The sequence below is a fragment of the Collinsella sp. TM05-37 genome (genome assembly GCF_003436455.1).
Taxonomy (GTDB): Bacteria; Actinomycetota; Coriobacteriia; order Coriobacteriales; family Coriobacteriaceae; genus Collinsella.
In genome coordinates this window covers 16,283-35,972 of sequence record NZ_QSPN01000007.1, presented here as the reverse complement: position 1 = coordinate 35,972, position 19,690 = coordinate 16,283, and the positions used below count along the sequence as shown (strand labels likewise).

The following is a 19,690-nucleotide window of genomic DNA, read 5'->3' as shown; positions in this document are numbered from 1 at the left end:
CTACTTGTCCATATCGATCAGGCCGTCCATAACGTGGACGGAAATTGTTCCTGTGTCGGGAAGATCGAGCACAACCTGCTCGATCACGGGAATCAGTACCTCGCCGTACCGATCGCCCTCGACAACCCAAACATCGTTAGCGGGCGTCGACATGATCTCGACGATCGTACCGAGTGAACCGAAGCGCTCGTCGACCACCTCGCGACCCATCAGGTCGGAATAGGCGGCGTCGAGTGAATCGAGCTCAAAATCGTCACGATTTGCCAACACATAGCATCCCGTGATGCCCTCGGCGGCCGTCAAGTCGTCAATGCCCTCAAACGAGACCAGATCGCCATCGCCCGTATCGGTGACGGACACGACCGTGCAAAAACGGTCCCGCTTGAGCGCCGGCGGCGTCAGGGCGACGCGCATACCCGGCTCTAATACAGAAGGAAGCCCCCGCAGCGGCTGCGCGAGGACCTCCCCCTTCCTTCCGTGCGGCTTGACCACACGGGCGATGTTTTTGTACTGGGACCTCAAGGTCCTAGCCCAGAACCTCTACCTCGACAGCAGTGTCGAGGCGAGCGGCCAGTGCACGGGCGAGCGTGCGAATGGCCTTGATGGTACGGCCACGACGGCCGATGACCTTAGCGACGTCATCCTCGGCGACAGAAACCTCGATCGTAGAGGCGTCGTCACCATCGATGACCTCAAGGCTCACGGAATCCGGGTCGTCGACGATCTGAACAACGAGATATTCGACGAGATCGGCGATGCGATCTGAGAGCATTGCCTCACCCTCGAGCTGTGCAGAGTCAACCTCAGGCACGATTTACTCCTCGGCGCCCTCAGCGGCCTCAGCGGCAGCCTTAGCGGCCTCGGCCTCTTTGGCGAGCTGCTTCTTGGACTTCTTGACAACGGTCTCGGTCTTCTCGCCCTCGTTGGCGGCCTTGACCAGAGCGGCGACGGCGTCGGTGAGCTGAGCGCCCTTGGACTGCCAGTCGGCGATCTTCTCGAGGTCGAGGTTGATGGTCTTGGGGGCGGTCATCGGGTTGTAGCGGCCAACCTCCTCGATGATACGACCGTCACGCGGGGCGCGGGAATCGGCGACGACGACACGGTAGTACGGACGCTTCTTAGCGCCGTGACGAGCAAGGCGAATCTTGACTGCCAAAGGAAACTCCTCCAACCAAGCAGCTTTAGGCTGCAACTACAAACAAACAGTTGAACATAATACGCCATCGACGCGGGCAGGTGAAGTCCGTGAGACCAACTTCTTCGGTGTAGTCGAAGGCAAATCCATATCTTAGACAAGAATTCGCGATTTGCAAGCACATCCACGCACCCCACATGAGCTGCGCGGTATACTCATGCCATGAAAAGACGCGAACATACATACGGTTATGAAGATGCTGCGGGCGTCACGCCGCCGCCCTGGACGGGGCCGGCGGTGGGCCTCATGGATCTCGATGCGTTTTTTGCGAGCGTGGAAATGCTCGACCATCCCGAGTGGCGCGGCAAGCCACTCATCGTGGGTGGCGATGCCGATTCCCGCGGCGTTGTGTCCACCTGCTCATACGAGGCGCGTCGCTTTGGCGTGCACTCCGCCATGCCCTCGGCCGAGGCACGGCGCCTCTGTCCGCAGGCCATTTGGACGCATGGGCACTTTGATCGCTACCGCGAGGTGAGCGCGCAGGTCATGGCGATTCTTGCCGAAGAGACGCCGCGCGTTGAGCGCGTATCCATCGACGAAGCCTTTATCGATATCACACCGGGTCGTTTTGCGCCCGAGGACCCGCTGCTGGTTGCACGGCGCATAAGCGACCGCGTGGCAGCGCTGGGAGTGACCTGTTCCATTGGCGTGGGCTGCAACAAGACGGTCGCAAAGATCGCAAGCGAGCGGGATAAGCCGTTTGGGCTGACCATCGTGCGCCCCGGAACCGAGCAGCGCTTTTTGGCCGCGCTGCCGGTATCTGCCATGAGCGGCATCGGGCGCTCGGCCGAGGAGCGACTGCGCCGCATGCGCATCTACACGCTCGGCGAGCTATCACGTGCACCGGAATCCACCTTGGCCTCTATTTTTGGCGTCAACGGCGAACGCATGCGCCAGCGTGCGCTGGGGCTCGAAATATCCGAAGTAACAAGCCTCGATGAGGAACGCGAGGTTAAATCCGTGAGCAATGAGCGCACCTTTGCGAAAGATTTGACTGAGCGTGGGGACATCGAAGCGGCGATTGCGTTGTTGGGAGAGTCAGTGGGACGCCGCCTGCGCCGTCAGGGACTAACGGGCGCCACGGTGACGCTCAAGCTCAAGTATTCGTATGGAAGCGGGCGAACGGCGCAGCGGCGGCTTCCCCACCCCACCGACGATGAGAACATCTTTGTGGCGGTTGCGCTCGAACTGCTCGACAACATCTGGCAGGAAGGCATGCATGTTCGCTTAGCAGGCATCGGCATGAGCGACTTCAACCACCAAGGCGGTATCCAAACCGACCTGTTCTGCGAAGTCGATGACCGCGGGGCCCAATCCAGCGACCGACGCGACCTCTCCGTCGCAATTGACGCCGTCCGCGACAAGTTCGGCGACACCGCCCTATCCTTCGGCCGCCAATCCCGCTTCAACGATTAACCGCCTTTGGGCAAAAAGAAAGCCGGGCAGGTGCGGAAAACCGCAACTGCCCGGCGATATGCGTGAGGGTAGCTAAAACCCCCGTCTCAAATGAGCTACTAGAGGAGATTGAGGGGGAGCTGGGGAGCGTCTCCCCAGAGTTTCTCGAGGCGGTAGAAGTCGCGGGCTTCGGGAGTGAAGACGTGGACGACAACCGAACCGTAGTCCATGAGCATCCAGGTCTTCTGCTCACGGCCCTCGATGGAGAACGGATGCTCGCCGCAAGCCTCGGCGACCTTCTCCTCGATCTCGTCAACGATCGAATCAACCTGACGGTTGTTGGTGCCGGTAGCGATGACAAAGTAGTCGCACACATCGGAAAGCTCAGTCAGGTCGAGCACTTGAACGTCCTCGCCTTTCTTGTCGTAGGCGGCCTGCGCGGCGGCGCGGGCGACATCCTCGGCGGCGACACCGCTCGCGGACAGCGAGGCGGCAGTGCGGTCGGACGTGGCAACGAAACTCTTGTGCTCCACACCTTCAAGAATCTGCTCGTCGGTCATGGTCTCGTCGGCCATGGAATACCTCTTTCTAGATAGCCCGAGCTAGCGCAGCTGGGCGTAATGGTTGTAAATCGTAATAGCCGTGGGATAAAGATAGCGCCCGGACTGGATCACATAGACCAGACCCTGCGCAAAACAGGAGAAGAACAACTCGTCAAGCGTCGGCTCCCCCACCATCTTGCGCAGCGCGTGGGCATAATCACCATGGCGGTTGGGTTCGATGGCATCGGCCACAAAGACCACCATATCGAGCGGCGTCATGTCGCAGGCACCCACGGTGTGACGGTCGACAGCCTGGAAAACAGCCGGCGACAGCTCGGGGAAAAGCTGCGGAAGCTCATAGGCGGCAACAGGGCCATGCAAAAGCGGCGTCGCGGCGGAAGGAGAGCCGGCAACCTTGATGCCATAGTGAAGCGCGCGGGCCACGAGCTCGTCATCGGAAAGAACCTTGTCCCAATCGTGAATTAAGCCGGCGGCAGCCGCATCAAAGCGGTCAACGCCGTAGACCTCGGCCAGATGAAGTGCGGTCTCGGCAACACCCAGCGAATGCACATAGCGCTTGCGCTTATCTTTCATGCGAACATCGAGCAGCTCTTGAATGCGCTTGAGCAGCGCGCGCTCATCGCCCTCAAACTGATCCTCTACCGACAACGTAGCCCCCATCACTCAAAATCTTCTTGTCCCAAATCGGCATATAGCCTGCGCTTGCGAATGTAGCCGAGCACAGACTCGCTCGTAAGATAGCGCACGCTCATGCCGCGGGCAACTCGCTTACGAATGTTCGTCGAGCTGATCGCCAGCGCCGGAATCTGAATATAGCGCACGTCGAACGGCAGCCCCGACTCTTTGATTCGGGCACGCGCCGTATCGATATCAAAGCCCGGTCGCGTCGCCGCAATAAAGGTAGCAAGCTCAGCGATTCGCTCGGCATCATGCCAGGTCACAATATCGATAATCGCGTCGGCGCCCGTAATAAAGTAGAGCTTTACCTGCGGCGGGTAAAAGTCGCGAAGGGCATGAAGCGTATCGGCCGTATAGGTTATGCCCGGACGGTCAATCTCGAACCGGCTCGCCAAAAAGGCCGGGTTCGCGGCGGTGGCGAGGACCGTCATGGCATAACGGTCCTCGGCAGGCGTCACCGGCTTGTCAAGCTTAAAGGCGGGAGAGCCCGCCGGCATAAAGAGCACAGCGTCCAAGTCGAGCGACTCGCGCGCCTGCTCGGCAGTCACCAGGTGCCCGTAATGAATCGGGTCGAAGGTGCCGCCCATAATGCCAAGCCGAAACTCTTTGCCCTCTTTTATGGGCAGCTCGGGCAAACCGATTCCACCGCGCAGCGACATGGCTTACTCGCCCTCCGAGGTCTCGGCATCGTCCGCGACATCCGCCGCATCGACAACCTCGACGCCCTCATCCGGAGCATCGGTCACGTCAAGGGCCTCAACGGCAACGTCCTCGCCAGCGTCCTCGCCAGCGTCCTCGAGCTCCTCGTACTCCGAAAAGTCCTCAGCGCCCTCAAAGTCAAAGGCGCGCTGGCAAATGCGGACCTCGTCGCCCGCACGGCAGCCGGCCTTCTCGAGCGCATCGTCGACACCCATGCGCGCGAACTTATGCTGCAGGTAGATGACAGCTTCCTCGTTTTCCCAGTCGGTCTGGATGACCATGCGCTCAATCGCGCGACCAACCACACGGAAGGCACCGGGCTCTTCCTGGACAATGCGGAAACGCTTCTCGCGCTGCAGACGGCGGCGCTCCCACTCCTCGTCGCGCAGATCGACCGGCTCAGCGGAGACCGCCAACTCGGCACGCAGCTTAGCCACCTGCTCGCCCACGGCAAGCATCAGCGTGTTGAGGCCGGCGCCCGTCACGGCGGACACGGCAAAGAACATATGTCCATCGTCGAGCGCGGCGCGCTTGAGGTCGGCAATCTTGTCGGCCGTGCCCGGCGCATCGCACTTGTTGGCGACGACAATCTGCGGACGCTCCGAAAGCTCGGCGCCATACTGCTCGAGCTCACGGTTGATGATGCGGTAATCCTCAACCGGGTCGCGATCCTCAAAACCGCCCGTCATGTCGACGACATGCATGATCAGGGCCGTACGCTCAATGTGGCGCAGGAACTGGTGGCCCAGACCCTTGCCCTCGCTCGCGCCCTCGATCAAACCAGGAACGTCGGCAACAACGTAAGAATACTCACCGGCACGCACCATGCCCAGATTGGGCACGAGCGTGGTAAACGGATAATCGGCGATCTTGGGTCGGGCGGCACTCATGCGCGCGATGAGCGAGGACTTGCCCACCGAGGGGAAGCCCACGAGCGCGGCATCGGCCATAAGCTTCATCTCGAGCTCAATCCAGTGCTCCTCGGCCGGTTCGCCCAGCTGAGCGAACGCGGGCGCGCGGCGCACCGACGTCACAAAGTGCGTGTTGCCCAGGCCACCGGCACCGCCGGGCGCCACGACAACGCGCTCGCCATCGTGCACCAGGTCAGCAATCTCGAACATCGGGGTCTGCGTCTCGGGGTCGAGCTCGCGCACCACGGTGCCCATGGGAACCTTCAGGATCAGGTCCTCGCCGCTCTTGCCGTTACGACGGGCACCCTGCCCGTGCGTGCCGCGTTCGGCGCGAAAGTGATGCTTAAAGCGGTAATCGATCAACGAAGACAGCTGAGCATCGGCCTGGATGACGACATTGCCGCCACGACCGCCGTCGCCGCCATCGGGGCCGCCCTTGGGGACAAATGCCTCGCGCCTAAACGACATGCATCCGGCTCCGCCGTCGCCGCCGCACACGTTAATGCGGCTGATATCGGTGAACTGTGACAACAGAATCGCCTCCTACAAAAAGAGGGAGACCCTTGAATCCTAAAACTCAAGTGCCTCCCACATATGTGCTCTATGAAGGGTGAATTACGCGTTCGCGAGCGGGCGTACGCTGACCCTGTGCTTGATACCCTTGTGGAACTCAACGGTACCGTCGACCAGCGCGAACAGCGTGTCGTCCTTGCCACGGCCAACGTTCTCACCCGGGTGGATGTGCGTGCCGTGCTGACGGACGAGAATCGTGCCCGTGGTTACCGTCTGGCCGGCATAGCGCTTCGTGCCAAGGCGCTGACCGCGGGAGTCACGGCCATTACGGGAGGAACCGAGTCCTTTTTTGTGTGCCATTGTGTATACCTACTCTTTCGTTACGAGTGTAATCTACTCGGCGACGGGAGCCTCGGCAACAGCCTCGGCCTCTGCCTTGACAGCCTTCTTGGCGCGGGACGTAGCCTGGACCTTCACGATCTTCAGCTTGGTGAGCTGCTGACGGTGACCCTTCAGACGACGATAGCGCTTACGCTTGTGGAACTTGAAGACCAGCTGCTTCTCGCCCTTGAACTGCTCAACGATCTGAGCGGTAACCTTGGCCTTGGCCAGCTTGTCGGGATCGGTGACGATCTTCTTACCATCGTTGAGGAAGATGACCGGCAGGGTGACCTTGTCGCCCTCATTGCCCTCGATCTTCTCGACGGTGATGACATCGTCGGTGGCGACCTTGTACTGCTTGCCGCCCGTGTTAACGATTGCGTACATGTTTACTTGCCCTTCATGCATCAGTTAGTGCAACAGCCGAATATAGTAGCAGGCGAAAATACCCCCGTCAACGAGTATGTGGAGCAAATCCACAAGTTCGCACAGGTATGGGGCTGACGAGTCGGCCCTCGTCGTCCTCGCATGCTTGATTCTGACGCTCGACATCGTAGGAGCAGATGGTCACGAGGTCTTGCATACCGGTGGAAACAATAGGTGCATCGACGCCCGGGGTCAAGCCCTGCAACAAAACATCAGCAGCAGAAAGCAAAATCTCCGGACGCATGGAGCCCTCGTTGTCGGCATGGGTGTCGAGCATGAGCACCAGATGGTCCGGACGCTCCCCCGCCGTGATCTCATAGCCCACCAGTGTGTGGTCAAGGTCTAAGCGCTTGCTCTTTTTGCCGCGCGCATAGTCAATACCATGACCCGCGCGCAGCGTGTCGATCGCACGACGCACCTCGTCGGCGCTCACGGGGGCTTCGGGGTCCAGGTGCAAGTCGATACGGTACGACAGACGCGTAAGCTGAGCCGTGAGCGCCGGCGTGCGCACGTCGATGTACGCCGCCTCGATGGGCGCCAGATCGGCCGGAGAGGCCGCAGCCAGGCGCCCAAACGCCTCGTCGAGCGCCACGAACTCGGTCATAAACAGGTCATACCACTCGCAGGTCGACGACGTACCAACCGGTAGCGCCGAAGAGAAGCCCACGCGCATGTGCGGAGAGAAGCCCTGCGTGACGGCATAGGGAAGTCCCGCACGGCGCACGATGCGCTCAATGGTATGGATTACTTCGAGATGGCCCAGGTACTTAAGGCGGTCGCGCTTGCCATAGCGAACACGAAGCCTAAAGAGCGAGGGGTTGTCGGTCAGGCGCTCACTCATGCGCGATCACCCATCAATACATTCTTGGCGTGGAGCGTGGGGCAGATCCCGCAGCCGGTGCACGACGTGCGGGTGCAGTCGGGAGTCGTGACGCCCTCGAGCGAGCGACGGTACTCGCGCTCGAGGAAGCCGCGCGTGCAGCCGGGACTCACGTGCTCCCACGGCAGGCGCCAGTCCAACTCGTAGGGCAGGTGCACGAGCTCATTGAGGTCGATGCCGTTTTTGGCAGCAGCTTCCTTCCAGTTATCGAGCGAGAAATGCTCTACCCAGGCGTCAAAGCGAGAGCCCGAGCGCCAAGCATCGATGATGACGGGCGTCATGTCACGACCGGCGCGGGACAGCGCGGCCTCGATGAGCGAGGTCTCGGCATCGTGGTAATGCACGCGGACGGCACGGTTGCGAACGCTCGTGATAAGCAGCTTCTGGCGACGCTTGACGTCGTCGTAGTCGAGCTGCGGGCACCACTGGAACGGCGTGGCAGCCTTGGGGATAAAGACCGAAACCGAGATGGATACCGAAATCGAGCCGCGACGAGCCTTGGGCACCACGGAACGACCGAGCTCCAGCACGTGATCGGCCAGATTGGCAATGGCTACGATGTCCTCGTCGCGCTCACCGGGAAGGCCCATCATAAAGTAGAGCTTCATGCGGTTCCAGCCGGCCTCGAAGGCCGCCTTGGCCGCACGGTCCAGGTCCTCCTCGGTCACGTTCTTGTTAATGATGTCACGCATGCGCTGACTGCCGGCCTCGGGCGCGAACGTCAGGCCGCCCTTCTTTTCGCCGGCGACCGACTCGGCCATATCCACGCCAAACGAATCCAGGCGCTGCGACGGAATAGATACGCGAATACCCGTATCCTCCAGGCGACGGTTGAGCCTGCCGAGCACGTCGCGAATGCAGGAGTGGTCAGTCGTGGAGAGCGAGGTCAGCGACACCTCGTCATAGCCGGTCTTTTCCAGACCCTGAATCACCGACGAGACGATCTGGTCGGCCGAGCGCTCGCGCACTGGGCGATACGTCATGCCGGCCTGGCAAAAACGACAGCCGCGGGCGCAGCCGCGCAGGATCTCGATAGACAGGCGGTCGTGGACCAGCTGCGCATAGGGTACGCACGACTGCGACAGCGGATTCGTGGCGCCGAAATCCTCGACGACGCGCTTGTAGACCACGGTCGGCGCATTCTTGCCTTCACGCGGCACGGTGTAGCCATGCGGCGAACAGGGCTCGTCGTGACGAACCTCATAGAGCGACGGCACGTAGTTGCCGGCAATGGATGCAAGCTGCTCAACAATCTGTGCGCGCGGGACTCCTTCGTCGCGCAGGCGACGATGCAGCTGGCAGGTCTCGAGCAGCGACTCCTCGCCCTCGCCGATGAGGATGGCATCGAAGAAGGCCGCGTACGGCTCGGGGTTGTACACCGAGGGGCCGCCGGCGATGATAATGGGGTCGTCCTCGGTACGGTCGGCCGCTAACAGCGGAATGCCAGCGAGGTCGAGTGCCTCAAGGAAGTTCGTCACCGCCATCTCGTGCGGCACATGCAGGCCGACGATATCAAACGAAGCGACCGGCGCTGCACCCTCGAGCGAGAGCAGCGGAATGCCTGCCTCGCGCATAGCGTCACCCATATCGGGCCACGGCACATAGCCACGCTCGCAGGAGATGCCCTCGGCCTGGTTAAGGATGTTGTAGAGGATGGCGATACCCTGGTTGGGCAGACCAACCTCGTACACATCCGGGTAGATCAGGCAGCAACGGTAGTCGGCATCGGCCTTGGAAAGCGTGCCCCACTCGTGATCGATATAGCGACTCGGCTTTTCGACCTTGGCGAGCAACGGCTCAATTAAATGAAAACAATCTTGGTACGGAACGCGCAACGGAAAACCCCTAAGCAGCGAGATCTGATGCGTCCTGATAGGACGCCATAGGACGGGTAGTGCCCGCGACCGTGGTCACCAGATCGCGAACGCGGGAGAACGTGGCAGTGACCACCTCGTTGGCACGGCTGTAGTCGACATCGCGTTCGTAGAGCGAAACGAGCGCACGGCCCATGCCATAGGTGCCCGCGGCAGCAGTGAGCGCCTTGACGGCAAACCCAATATGCGGCGTCTGCTTGACGAGCGCGCGGGTGACCGCGCGGATCACAAGACCGCCGGCAAGCACGCCCGCGACCTCGTAGCCGCGCTCAGGCTTAATGCCGCGTCCAAAGACGGCAGCGAGCTCAAAGAGCATGCCCACCTGCGCCAGCGCCATAACAGGATAATCGGCGCCCGGCAAAAACACCAGTGCACCGGTCGCCATATTGGTGAGCGCGCACGAGGTGATGATACGATTAGCTGCCGCGATGCGCATAAAGGCAAAATTCGCCGCAAAAGCCGTTTCCTTGTCGGTGCGATCGAGAATCCAGCGGGCAAGCGTCTCGAGCAGATACGTCTTATCGGTTGCCGCCACCACGCCGAGCATGGGCGTGGATTCCTCGATAAACGGCACCTCCACAGCAGACTCGGCAAGCACGCACACGGGGGCGCCGGCGATCACGAGCTCCTGCACGGCACTCTCCAAGCGGTCGGAGCCGCACGAGAGCACCAGCACCACATCGGTATCGGTCTTTGGAGCAATTCGCTCCTCCCCCAGACGCTCGACGCGCACAATGCCCGAGGTCGTCTGCGGCACAAAGGCGTCACGCACCGTCTCGGCCAGAAAGCGCGAGGCGGACGAATCCAAATAGACCGAGACGCGCACCGGCGTATCGGAATCCTTCTTAACGGACGCGCCCATCTTAAAAGCGCGGGTCAGCTTATCTACGGGAATTTTCATAGCAAACCCCTCCAGCGGTTACGCGGCGCCCGAACGATGCCGCCATATGGATTGTACGATACCCACCGTCAGCAGCTGAATCATCATCGAAGACGAACCGAAGCTAATAAACGGTAGCGGAATACCGGTAATCGGCATCATGCCAATGCACATGCCGATGTTTTCGAAGGTCTGGAACGCCCACATGCCAACGATGCCCACACACGATAGGCGCAAGAACAGCGACTCACACTTAAAGGCGACGCGAATCGTCGAAAAGATCAGCAGCACGTAGAGGCACAGGAGCAAAAAGGAACCGCAAAAGCCAAAGGTCTCGGATAGGAAGGCGAAGACAAAGTCGGTGTGGAACTCAGGAAGAAAGCCGCCGGCCGACTGCGTCGCATGGCCCAAACCCTTACCAAAGAAGCCGCCCGAGCCAACGGCGATAAGCGACTGCTGCAGGTTGTAGGCATCGTCCGAATCGGCATTATCGGGGTCGATAAAGACCGTCAGGCGGTTCATCTGATACTGCTTGATGAGCACATCGTGGCCGAGCAACGAATCAAAGACCGAATCGAGCGCCAGGACGAGGGCCACCAGGCCCACAAGCAGGGCCAGGGTCGACAGCACCCATTCGCGGCGCGCACCGCTCATGCAGATGACGATGGCGCCCGAGACCAGCACGACCAGGCCCGAGCCCAGGTCGCCCATGGCAACGACGGCCAAAAACGGGATGGACAGCATGCCGCAGAGCTTGACGTAGTCGCGAACGGTATCGATGCGGCCGTTATACTGCGAGCCAAGCGTGGCGATAAAGAAGATGGTGATGAGCTTGGCAAGCTCGACCGGCTGGAATGTCAAGCCGATACCGGGAATCTTGATCCAGCCTGTCATGCCCAGACCGCCCGTATAGGACAGACCCGGAATCTTGGGCGAGAAGATCACGATCAGGTCGATGACGAGCAACGCCGTCGAAAAATTGGAAATACCGCGCAGATCGGTACGCCAGACGAGCACCGCAAGCACCGCGCCAATGCCAATGCCCAGCAGGTGGCGCGAGAATGAGGCGTCGGCCTTAAACTGTGACGCCGACCAAATAATGATGGCGCCATAGGCAACGAGCGCAACGGTAGCCAGCAGCACACCGATATGCACCTTTTGGCGAAACGTACCGCGCGAGGCCGAAAGTTGCTTGTTGACGCGGTCCAGGCTGCTGCGAGAGCCGGTCTTGGTTGAACGGAACAGATCCGCCGGAGAAAAATCCATCGCAACCTCCTATCGAACCGAAGAATCGCCCGAGGCCGAAGAGGTATCGGGCTCGTCATAAATCACGCCGAGCACGTCGCGCACGACATGCATCGCGGTATCCGAACCACCGCCGCCCTGCTCCAGGACAGTAGCGATGACATACTTGGGATCATCGGCCGGTGCATAGGCGCAGAACCACGCGTATTCGTCCTCGCCGCTTTTCTCGCCCGTGCCCGACTTGCCGTACACCTGCGGCGTCAGGGTGCCAAAGTGAGCCGCCAGGGACGTCGATGCCGTGTAAATCACGTCGTGCATGCCGTTGCGAACAAGAGTCAAATCCGAATCGCTGTTGATCTTGGCCTCCAGGCGCTTCTTCTTGCCCTTGCCGTTGTACTTATAGGCATCGCCGTCGCCATCGCGCGACACGGCAGACAAAAACACGTGAGGCACGTACTGTTTGCCGCCGTTGGCAAGACCCATATAGGCGCACGCCATCTGCAGGGGCGTCACCAGGATGTCGCCTTGGCCGATGGCAATGTTGGTCATATCGCCGGCATTCCACTTGCGGTCCTCGGCAGAGGCGTCGGTAAAGTACGACTCTTTCCACTCGGCATCGGGAATACGGCCCGCGCCCTCACTCGGCAGATCGATACCGCAGGTCTTGCCTAGGCCCCAGCGACGAAAGACCTCCTGCAGGCCCTCGGAATGTTGCTCGTCATAAAAGAACGCCTTGCCCATGTCGTAGAAGACGGGGTCGCACGAGTTGGCGATACCCGACTGCAGCGTCATGGTGCCGTGGCCAGACGTCAACCAGCAGCGCTTGCCCCAAGCCTTGCCCAAGCCCGTCCAATAGCCCGTGCAGTTGGTTGTCTGTGTTGAAGTGTAGGTTCCAAACTCAAGACCGGCCAGTGCCGAAAGCGGCTTGATGGTCGAGGCCGACATGTACTGTCCGCTAATGGCGCGGTTGAGCAGCGGGTGCGAACCCTTGTCATCATTGAGCTCGGTCCACACGTCATTTGAGACGCCGCCGATAAAGACGGAAGGATCGAACTTGGGCTCGCTCGCCATGCCCAGGATCTCGCCATTGTTGGGATCGAGACACACCACAGCGCCGTTGCCGGCATTGCTGTAGCCAGTGGTCTTGGCAAGCTCGATGGCGCTCGCCAGCGCCGTCTCACAGGCCTGTTGGATCTTAAGGTCGAGCGTGAGCTTAATGTCGGAGCCGGCCTTGGCGGGCACGGCGCCGGCCTGACCGGTCACATTGCCCGAGGCATCGACCTTGACGGTCTGCTCGCCACGAATACCCTGCAGCAGGTTTTCGTAGTAGCTCTCAACACCCGCCTGGCCCACGATATCGCCCGACTGGTACGTAATCCGGCCAGCAGAAGCATCATCGTCGCCAGAGGTTTTCTTATTCTGGGCCTCAAGCTGCTCGGAGGTAATGGTGCCGGTATAGCCCAAAATGTGACAGGCCGTCTCGCCATATGGATACTGGCGCTCGGTACGCTCGGCAATCTTGACGTCCGGGAACTCGCCGGCGTGCTCCTGAATATAGGCAACCGTGGAGCGACGGACGTCCGTCGCGATGGTATGCAGGCTCTGAGCGCCCTCGGAATTGTCCTGAATATTGCGCAGCACCGCCACGTAGGGCATACCGAGCACGTTGGCAAGATGGCGAACCAGAACCTCATCCTCGGCAAGGTCGCGGTAGGCCACGACAGCAAGTGAGGGACGGTTCTGGACAAGCGCCACGCCATTGCGGTCGAGGATGCGGCCGCGCACAGCGGGTGTGGTAACGGTGCGCGTCTGATTGCTATTAGCCTGCTTTTCGTAATAGTCCGACGAGACCATCTGCATGCCCCACAGCTTGACGGCAAGCGCCGCGAACATCGCGCCCACACCCGTGGTGAGGATGGAGAAGCGGCCCTTAAAGGCGGTCGTCGCGGTATTGCCCTCGCCCTCGGTGGCGCGCGGGGCCGTTCCATGCTGCGTATCGTAGGTAAAACGAGAATCGCCGCGACGCATGATGACCAGCGCGACCACGATGGCCACTACCAGCACGATACCGGCGATAATAACCGTCATCTGGGAAGACATCTACAGGCCTCCCCTATTTGAGCTTACGGGTCTTGGGCTTAAAGCGCATGCCCGTCTGGCGTCCGCCACGTGCGGAGAATCCATAACCGGACTGCGGCACGACGCCGGACATCAAAAACGGAATGGCAACCAGACCCGTCAGGATCGAAGACGGCAGCGCATGGCCGAAGATCGCCACGACAAAGCTCGTCTCCAAACCCATAAACAGCAAGATGATGCTGTAGATCACATTAATGACGAACGCGAAGGCGCCCACAGTGATGCCGCGCGCACTCGGGCTACCGCCCGTCTGACCGGCAGCGCTATGCACCAGGGCAAAAGAACCCACGGTCAGCAGGAGCGACATAACGCCCACCGGCACGGCAGCGGAAAGGTCATAGAACAAGCCGCTGCAAAAACCGCACACGACGGCACGGGTCGGGTCGCCCGAGAACACGCTTAGGCACACCAGGATAATCATAAAGTTGACGCGACCGCCCGCAATGGAGATCTGCGGTGCCAGGCCTGCCTGCAACAGCACGCACACGATGGCGGCGATTACAAACGTGCGGGAGCTCATCCCCTGCTCATGTAGATCCATGGACATGCCCCCTATTCGCTCGAGCCGGAATCGGTCGTCTCGGACGTGTCGGAACTGTCATCCGGGCTCTCGTCCTTCGTCTTGGTCGCAGCATCGCGCGACGTTCCCTGCGGCGTGCTGTTGGCCGTGTTCACGTCCTCATCCGAGGCCGACTGTTCGTCGGTCAGCGAGGTAATGACCAGCACTTCCTCGTTGTTCTCGGCCGTCGTCTGGGCGCGCACCACAATGGTGTAGTACACGTCGTTTGCCGATTTCTCAACCGACGAGACGGTGCCGAGCGGTAGACCCTTGGGGAACACACCGCCAATGCCCGAGGTCACGATGATGTCGCCAACCTTAACGTCGGAGTCGACGCTCACGTACTCAAGACGCAGCGTGCCGTCAGCCTGACCCTGCAGCATGCCCTGGGCGCGCGTGTCCTGCACCATAGCGGACACGCCCGAGTTCTCGTCGCCAATCAGGCGCACGGTGGACGTCTTGGCCGAGACCTCGATAATCTGGCCTATGACACCGGCAGAACTCGTCACAGGCATGTTGATGGTAAGACCGTCGGCAGAACCCTTATCGATGGTGACGGTCGAGGTCCAGGCATCGCCCGAAGCGCCGACGATACGAGCTGCGGTTGATTTGAGGTTGTAGGTCGACTGCAGGCCGACCAGCCCCTCCAGTCGCTCGGCGGTCTTTTGAGCCTCGGAGAGCTCGGCAACCTTAGAGGTCAGTTCCTCGTTTTGCTTCTTAAGCTCGTCAAGCGTGTCCTGCGACGCCGTAAGGTTAGAGAACACGTTACCGATCGCATTGAAGGGAGCCGCCACAGCCGAGCCCACAAAGCGCACCGGCGAGGTAATCGTCGTCACGCCCGAGCGCACGGCATGAATCGGTCCTGCCTCGCCCTCGCGGATGTAAAACGTGAGCAGCAACACCGAAATCAGGCTGAAAACAATCAACGGGCGCATACCCGTTGATTGTCGCTTGGTATTCAGATTTGTGGAGAAACCCGAAGATCGTGCCAAATGGAATCCACCTTTTGGAAATTAAGCATTGGTCTGGACGAAGCCGCCATCAAACGCATTGGCCTCGAGCACGCGGGCACAGCCGTTAACGACGTTATCGAGCGCCGTGGGGCTGACGTTGACCGAAACGCCGGTCTCATCGCGCAGGCGCACGTCGAGACCGCGCAGCAGCGCGCCGCCACCGGTCAGCAAAATGCCGTAGTACATAAGGTCCGAGGCAAGATCGGGAGGCGTAGCGTCGAGTGCGTCCTTGACGGCCTTGGCCATCTCGTCGAGCGGCTTGTTGAGCGCGCGACGAATCTCCTCGCTCTCGATGCGCACGGTCTTGGGCAGACCGGTGATCACGTCGCGGCCGTTGACCTCGACGTCGAGCTCATCCTTGAGCGGCACGGCGGAGCCGACCTTGATCTTGATGTCCTCTGCCGTACGCTCGCCGATGGCCAGGTTGTAGGCATCGCGAACGTGCGTGAGAATGGCCTGATCGAACTCGTCGCCGGCAATACGGATGGACTGCGAGACGACGATGCCGCCCATAGCGATAACGGCAACCTCGGTGGTACCGCCACCGATGTCGATGACCATGGAGCCGGTGGGTTCCTCGACGGGCAGGTCGGCGCCGATGGCAGCCGCCATGGGCTCTTCGATCAGATAGGCCTGGCGGGCACCGGCCTGGATCGTGGCCTCAAAAACAGCGCGCTTCTCGACCGACGTGACACCGGAGGGAACGCAGACGACAACACGCGGACGCGGAGTCCACGGATAGCGCTTCTCGGACGCCTTGTCGATAAAGTAGCGAAGCATGGCCTCGGTAACATCGAAGTCGGCGATGACGCCGTCCTTCAAGGGACGAACGGCCACGATGTTGCCGGGCGTACGGCCGAGCATGCGCTTTGCCTCGATACCGACCGCCAAGATGCGCTCGTCGTTCTTGTCGATGGCGACAACAGAGGGCTCGCGAATGACGATGCCCTTGCCGCGCACGGAGACAAGCGTATTGGCGGTGCCGAGGTCGATGGCAAGATCGCCCGCATAGCTACCGAAGAACATATCCATCAAAGAAAACAACGCAACTCCTGATGTGTTGGATGATTGCTGGAAAACTACTAGCCCATCATACTAGCGCAAGCCCGGCACCTCACTTGCGGTGAAGCGCCGGGCAAAGCTAAATCCCATAAGGTCACTACTGGTTGTCAGCAGCCGAGAAATCCATATCGAGCGAAGAAACGGCCCAGCCGATATGGTTGTCGGAGCGCACGAATTTGACGGTGTACTCCTGCTCGCCGCCCTTGGACATCGATGCCTTCACCTTGGCGGTCGTCTCGGTCATGGACTGATCCATGCCCTCGACGGACACGGTGGCACCCTGCGGAATCGAGGAGATGATCATCGACTTAGCGTCCTCGGACAGGCTCGAGGCCAGGCAAGACTCGGCCTTTGCGGCGTCACCGTCGCCGGCAGCCTGGAACAGATCGGTAACGACAGACTCCTGAGACGGGAAGCCAAAGCCGCGCGTGTAGGCAAAGCCCAGACCGCCCGCGGCGATCAAAATGAGCAGAAGCAGCACGATGAAGACTTTGAGACCCGTATGGCGATGGCGACGACGGACCTTGGCCTGCTTACGATCCTGACGGTCCTGCTGGACCATCTCGGACTCGGACAGCGTAAAGAAGCCGGTGTCCGAGGGATCAGGCATAAACTGACCGGTCGCGCCCGTAGGATCGAGCGGATCGACGGCAGGAGCGTCCATCGCGGGCGCCGGAGCCGTGGCCATAGCCGTCTGGGCAGACAGCGCGGCAAGCGAATCCTGCACGCGGGCAAGCTCATCGGCCTGCTCGGAGGTGAGCTGGTAGATGCCATCGGCAGTAGCGGCATTAAAGGCGTCGAGTGCGTCGGAGGGACGGCCGGCGGCAGAAAGCGCCTGACCCATGCCGGCGTTGAGCGCACGCGTGTCGTCGCGGGGGCCGGCAAAGTCGATAGCCGTGCGGTAAGTCTCCACGGCATCCGCCGGACGGCCGAGCTTAATGAAGCAACGACCGAGCTCGCCGAGTGCGGCGGCAGGAGCCGGATTGGCGCCGTCGATGGCAGCCTGACGGAAGGCGGTTCCCGCGTTGGCATAGTCGCCCGACTGGAACAGCGCATTGCCCAGGCCCAGATAGGCCTTGAACGGCGTGGCATAGGAAGCATCCTGCGTAGCGGCAGAGAACGCCTGGGCGGCCGTCGTGTAGTCGCCCACGGCGGCGAGCGCCTTGCCGCGGTTGGTGAGCAGCGCGCCGCGCTTGCCGTAGGTACCGTCGTTGAGGGCGGCGGCATAGGCCTCGGCGGCCTCGGCATACATGCCCAGGTGCATCAAGGCGTTGCCACGAAGGTGATCGGCCTCGCCCATAATCTCATCGGGAGTCTTTGCCGCCCCAAGCATCTGGGCTGCAGCAGAAAAATCACCCGCGCGGTAAGCGGCGCGGCCCTGTTGGATCAGCTGGCTATTCAAGGAAGTCCCCTTTACTCGTGAACGATCTCGACATGGACGATCTCGTCGCCGGCACGCAGCTGCGAAATCACATCGAGACCCTCGACCGTGGTACCAAAGACGGTGTAACCAGAATCGAGGTTATGCTGGGCACCCAGGCAGAAGTAGAACTGCGAACCCGCGGAATCGGGATCCATGGAGCGTGCCATGGCAAGGGCGCCATCGACATGGCTGTTGCGCGGATTGGTGGCAAACTCGCCCTTGATGCAGTAGCCGGGACCACCGGTGCCGGGCATGCCGTCGGGGCCCTCAAGACCGGCAGCGACGTCGGCGCCGGACATGTCGCGGGTATTGGGGTCGCCGCCCTGGATAACAAAACCGGGCACATAGCGATGGAACTTAAGGCCATCATAGAAGCCCATCGTGGAAAGCTCGCAGAAGTTCGCGACATGAATGGGAGCGCCCTCGCCGTCAAACTTGACCTTGATGGTACCCTTCGACGTCTCGATTACGGCGCACTCGTCGCCGATAAGCTGATACTCGGGCGTGTAGAGCTCTTTCTTAAAACCAAACATGTGGTTCCCTCCTCGTGCGTTTAAAGCATATTTGTACGAATTGTAGCAATAAGCACGGGCTTACATCAATTGCGCACGTAGGTTATGCCGACTATGGCGAACTAATTTTAGGAACGCTGCTGCGGCTTCCAGGAACCCACATTGGCGTCGTACTGGTTCAGCGCGCTGTTGCCACCCTGCGCGATGGGCGCCAGGATCTCGCTTTGGTGGGAACTCATCGACTCGCCATCGGGAATGGCCAGCGAGATATCCCAGCTCTGGCAGATCACGTCAACGCGCTCATACATCCACTCGGCAAGCTGCTTTAAGTGGGCGATGTCGTCCGCATAGACCGTATCGTCCTGATACTTAAGATTGTTGAGCTCATCTTGCGTCTTTTTGATCTGGTCGCGCAGGGCGTAGGCACTCTGCGACAGCTCCTGACGGGTGGACAGCGGCGTTCGGAGATAACCATTGTTAAAGGAATCGATGACCTCGCCAATCTGGTCCTCGTCATCGTAGGACACGATGGTCTGATACAGACCGTCGAGCCTGGTATAGAGCTGATCATCGGTGAGCACGGTTTCTTCCTGGACCACCTCGGCAGAATCGTCCTGCTTGGTATCGTCCTCAATCGCCTCGCCCTTTTGACGCGTGGGGAAGGTGGTTTGTGCAGCTTGGCCAAACTGGTCGTAGAAGTCAGGCATAACACCCATGGGATCGGTCGTCACGAACCAATAGGCACCACCGCACACGACGGCAAGGACCGCGATGATAATGAGCGGCTTGGGAATATGACGCTTGTGCTTGTGATAGGCGTCCTCGTCGGGATGCACCTTACGCTTGGGTTTTTGAGGATCGTCGTGCAGTGAAACCGGCGTGGGAATAACGACCTTGGGGATACCGAAATCCTTATCGAAAGCCGGCAGCACGCAGGTCTCATTGGGGTCGGCGGCGTCTGAAAGCACCGCGGCGGCAGAGGCTGGCGCATGCGGCACCTCGGTATCGATCTGCTCTTGCGTTAGGCGCGGAAAGCCCGCCGTGCGGCCCGCTGCCAGGTCGGATGCGGCCGTGTCCTCGGAGAGGATACCCGGAGCGGGGCGTCCGCATTTGGGGCACGTACGATCATGCGGAGAAAGACGGGCACCGCAGCCCTCGCAGAACACAAACTCGGTGTGCTCGGGACCATCGCCCGGACCCACATAGGCGTTGCAGTAGGGGCAGAACGAGGCGCCGTCCTCGATAGTCTTAAGGCAATGCGGGCAGATCACGGCATCCTCTTTTCGAAGCAATTCAAACAATCGAGGTTAGAGCATAACATCGCCACGGCCCCACAGGAGCA

Annotated in this window: 21 protein-coding genes; 1 reads left to right on the top strand and 20 read right to left on the bottom strand. The window is 60.6% G+C overall.

Annotated elements, in window-relative coordinates; all coding sequences use genetic code 11:
- The 3 genes from rimM to rpsP are packed head-to-tail and all read right to left on the bottom strand — an operon-like array spanning nt 1 to nt 1,156.
- Nucleotides 1-522, bottom strand: a complete 522-nt coding sequence (gene rimM / locus DXD48_RS05090; protein WP_089573449.1) for a ribosome maturation factor RimM — start codon at nt 520-522, stop codon at nt 1-3.
- Between the two features lie 4 nt (nt 523-526).
- A complete protein-coding gene (locus tag DXD48_RS05085; RefSeq protein ID WP_171021534.1) occupies nt 527-772 on the bottom strand; it encodes a KH domain-containing protein in 246 nt (81 codons plus the stop codon).
- Nucleotides 773-814: 42 nt separating this feature from the next.
- Complete coding sequence (gene rpsP, locus DXD48_RS05080) at nt 815-1,156, bottom strand: 30S ribosomal protein S16 (RefSeq protein ID WP_022094749.1); 342 nt, start codon at nt 1,154-1,156, stop codon at nt 815-817.
- A 201-nt stretch (nt 1,157-1,357) separates the two neighbouring features.
- Between rpsP and dinB the strand changes: the two genes are divergently transcribed.
- Entirely contained in the window at nt 1,358-2,611 is a 1,254-nt protein-coding gene (gene dinB / locus DXD48_RS05075) for a DNA polymerase IV (RefSeq protein WP_117564252.1), read from the top strand.
- Nucleotides 2,612-2,709: 98 nt separating this feature from the next.
- Here dinB and rsfS read toward each other — a convergent pair whose 3' ends face one another.
- The 17 genes from rsfS to DXD48_RS04990 all read right to left on the bottom strand — a co-directional run bounded on the left by rsfS (nt 2,710) and on the right by DXD48_RS04990 (nt 19,619).
- Nucleotides 2,710-3,165 carry a ribosome silencing factor gene (gene rsfS / locus DXD48_RS05070; protein ID WP_117564251.1) on the bottom strand — a complete coding sequence of 152 codons (456 nt, stop codon included), beginning with the start codon at nt 3,163-3,165 and terminating at the stop codon, nt 2,710-2,712.
- Between the two features lie 27 nt (nt 3,166-3,192).
- Entirely contained in the window at nt 3,193-3,726 is a 534-nt protein-coding gene (gene yqeK, locus DXD48_RS05065; RefSeq protein WP_199407900.1) for a bis(5'-nucleosyl)-tetraphosphatase (symmetrical) YqeK, read from the bottom strand.
- Between the two features lie 86 nt (nt 3,727-3,812).
- The gene (nadD, locus tag DXD48_RS05060; protein ID WP_117564249.1) at nt 3,813-4,490 is read right to left on the bottom strand and encodes a nicotinate-nucleotide adenylyltransferase; all 678 of its coding nucleotides are present in this window, start codon (nt 4,488-4,490) and stop codon (nt 3,813-3,815) included.
- 3 nt (nt 4,491-4,493) lie between these two features.
- On the bottom strand, nt 4,494-5,972 hold the full coding sequence (gene obgE / locus DXD48_RS05055) for a GTPase ObgE (protein WP_199407897.1): 1,479 nt from the start codon (nt 5,970-5,972) through the stop codon (nt 4,494-4,496).
- Nucleotides 5,973-6,056: 84 nt separating this feature from the next.
- Nucleotides 6,057-6,314 (bottom strand): 50S ribosomal protein L27, encoded by a 258-nt coding sequence (gene rpmA, locus DXD48_RS05050; protein WP_006236075.1) that lies wholly within the window; start codon nt 6,312-6,314, stop codon nt 6,057-6,059.
- 33 nt (nt 6,315-6,347) lie between these two features.
- On the bottom strand, nt 6,348-6,722 hold the full coding sequence (gene rplU / locus DXD48_RS05045; RefSeq protein ID WP_035138585.1) for a 50S ribosomal protein L21: 375 nt from the start codon (nt 6,720-6,722) through the stop codon (nt 6,348-6,350).
- 67 nt (nt 6,723-6,789) lie between these two features.
- Nucleotides 6,790-7,602 carry a TIGR03936 family radical SAM-associated protein gene (locus DXD48_RS05040; RefSeq protein ID WP_117564247.1) on the bottom strand — a complete coding sequence of 271 codons (813 nt, stop codon included), beginning with the start codon at nt 7,600-7,602 and terminating at the stop codon, nt 6,790-6,792.
- Nucleotides 7,599-9,476, bottom strand: a complete 1,878-nt coding sequence (locus DXD48_RS05035; protein ID WP_117564246.1) for a TIGR03960 family B12-binding radical SAM protein — start codon at nt 9,474-9,476, stop codon at nt 7,599-7,601. Before DXD48_RS05035 ends, DXD48_RS05040 begins: the two co-directional genes overlap by 4 nt.
- Nucleotides 9,477-9,486: 10 nt before the next feature.
- The gene (locus tag DXD48_RS05030) at nt 9,487-10,416 is read right to left on the bottom strand and encodes a YcjF family protein (RefSeq protein WP_117564245.1); all 930 of its coding nucleotides are present in this window, start codon (nt 10,414-10,416) and stop codon (nt 9,487-9,489) included.
- An 18-nt stretch (nt 10,417-10,434) separates the two neighbouring features.
- Nucleotides 10,435-11,661: an FtsW/RodA/SpoVE family cell cycle protein gene (locus DXD48_RS05025; protein WP_055249988.1), complete on the bottom strand. Its 1,227-nt coding sequence runs from the start codon at nt 11,659-11,661 to the stop codon at nt 10,435-10,437.
- A gap of 9 nt (nt 11,662-11,670) precedes the next feature.
- Entirely contained in the window at nt 11,671-13,740 is a 2,070-nt protein-coding gene (gene mrdA / locus DXD48_RS05020; protein ID WP_117564244.1) for a penicillin-binding protein 2, read from the bottom strand.
- Between the two features lie 13 nt (nt 13,741-13,753).
- The gene (locus DXD48_RS05015) at nt 13,754-14,320 is read right to left on the bottom strand and encodes a hypothetical protein (RefSeq protein WP_117564243.1); all 567 of its coding nucleotides are present in this window, start codon (nt 14,318-14,320) and stop codon (nt 13,754-13,756) included.
- An 11-nt stretch (nt 14,321-14,331) separates the two neighbouring features.
- On the bottom strand, nt 14,332-15,273 hold the full coding sequence (gene mreC, locus DXD48_RS05010) for a rod shape-determining protein MreC (RefSeq protein WP_117564242.1): 942 nt from the start codon (nt 15,271-15,273) through the stop codon (nt 14,332-14,334).
- Nucleotides 15,274-15,351: 78 nt separating this feature from the next.
- Entirely contained in the window at nt 15,352-16,383 is a 1,032-nt protein-coding gene (locus DXD48_RS05005; RefSeq protein WP_006236061.1) for a rod shape-determining protein, read from the bottom strand.
- 127 nt (nt 16,384-16,510) lie between these two features.
- Complete coding sequence (locus DXD48_RS05000; RefSeq protein ID WP_233502343.1) at nt 16,511-17,815, bottom strand: tetratricopeptide repeat protein; 1,305 nt, start codon at nt 17,813-17,815, stop codon at nt 16,511-16,513.
- An 11-nt stretch (nt 17,816-17,826) separates the two neighbouring features.
- Nucleotides 17,827-18,369, bottom strand: coding sequence for a peptidylprolyl isomerase (locus DXD48_RS04995; protein WP_117564241.1), 543 nt, complete (start codon nt 18,367-18,369; stop codon nt 17,827-17,829).
- A gap of 107 nt (nt 18,370-18,476) precedes the next feature.
- Complete coding sequence (locus tag DXD48_RS04990) at nt 18,477-19,619, bottom strand: zinc ribbon domain-containing protein (RefSeq protein WP_158548932.1); 1,143 nt, start codon at nt 19,617-19,619, stop codon at nt 18,477-18,479.
- Nucleotides 19,620-19,690 lie beyond the last annotated feature (71 nt).

Bases quoted from the DNA above. Each gene is read 5' to 3' on its own strand.
- DXD48_RS05085 (WP_171021534.1), bottom strand. From the start codon at position 772: ATGCTCTCAGATCGCATCGCCGATCTCGTCGAATATCTCGTTGTTCAG.
- dinB (WP_117564252.1), top strand. From the start codon at position 1,358: ATGAAAAGACGCGAACATACATACGGTTATGAAGATGCTGCGGGCGTC.
- rsfS (WP_117564251.1), bottom strand. From the start codon at position 3,165: ATGGCCGACGAGACCATGACCGACGAGCAGATTCTTGAAGGTGTGGAG.
- yqeK (WP_199407900.1), bottom strand. From the start codon at position 3,726: ATGAAAGATAAGCGCAAGCGCTATGTGCATTCGCTGGGTGTTGCCGAG.
- nadD (WP_117564249.1), bottom strand. From the start codon at position 4,490: ATGTCGCTGCGCGGTGGAATCGGTTTGCCCGAGCTGCCCATAAAAGAG.
- rpmA (WP_006236075.1), bottom strand. From the start codon at position 6,314: ATGGCACACAAAAAAGGACTCGGTTCCTCCCGTAATGGCCGTGACTCC.
- rplU (WP_035138585.1), bottom strand. From the start codon at position 6,722: ATGTACGCAATCGTTAACACGGGCGGCAAGCAGTACAAGGTCGCCACC.
- DXD48_RS05040 (WP_117564247.1), bottom strand. From the start codon at position 7,602: ATGAGTGAGCGCCTGACCGACAACCCCTCGCTCTTTAGGCTTCGTGTT.
- DXD48_RS05030 (WP_117564245.1), bottom strand. From the start codon at position 10,416: ATGAAAATTCCCGTAGATAAGCTGACCCGCGCTTTTAAGATGGGCGCG.
- DXD48_RS05025 (WP_055249988.1), bottom strand. From the start codon at position 11,661: ATGGATTTTTCTCCGGCGGATCTGTTCCGTTCAACCAAGACCGGCTCT.
- mrdA (WP_117564244.1), bottom strand. From the start codon at position 13,740: ATGTCTTCCCAGATGACGGTTATTATCGCCGGTATCGTGCTGGTAGTG.
- DXD48_RS05015 (WP_117564243.1), bottom strand. From the start codon at position 14,320: ATGGATCTACATGAGCAGGGGATGAGCTCCCGCACGTTTGTAATCGCC.
- mreC (WP_117564242.1), bottom strand. From the start codon at position 15,273: ATGCGCCCGTTGATTGTTTTCAGCCTGATTTCGGTGTTGCTGCTCACG.
- DXD48_RS05005 (WP_006236061.1), bottom strand. From the start codon at position 16,383: ATGGATATGTTCTTCGGTAGCTATGCGGGCGATCTTGCCATCGACCTC.
- DXD48_RS04995 (WP_117564241.1), bottom strand. From the start codon at position 18,369: ATGTTTGGTTTTAAGAAAGAGCTCTACACGCCCGAGTATCAGCTTATC.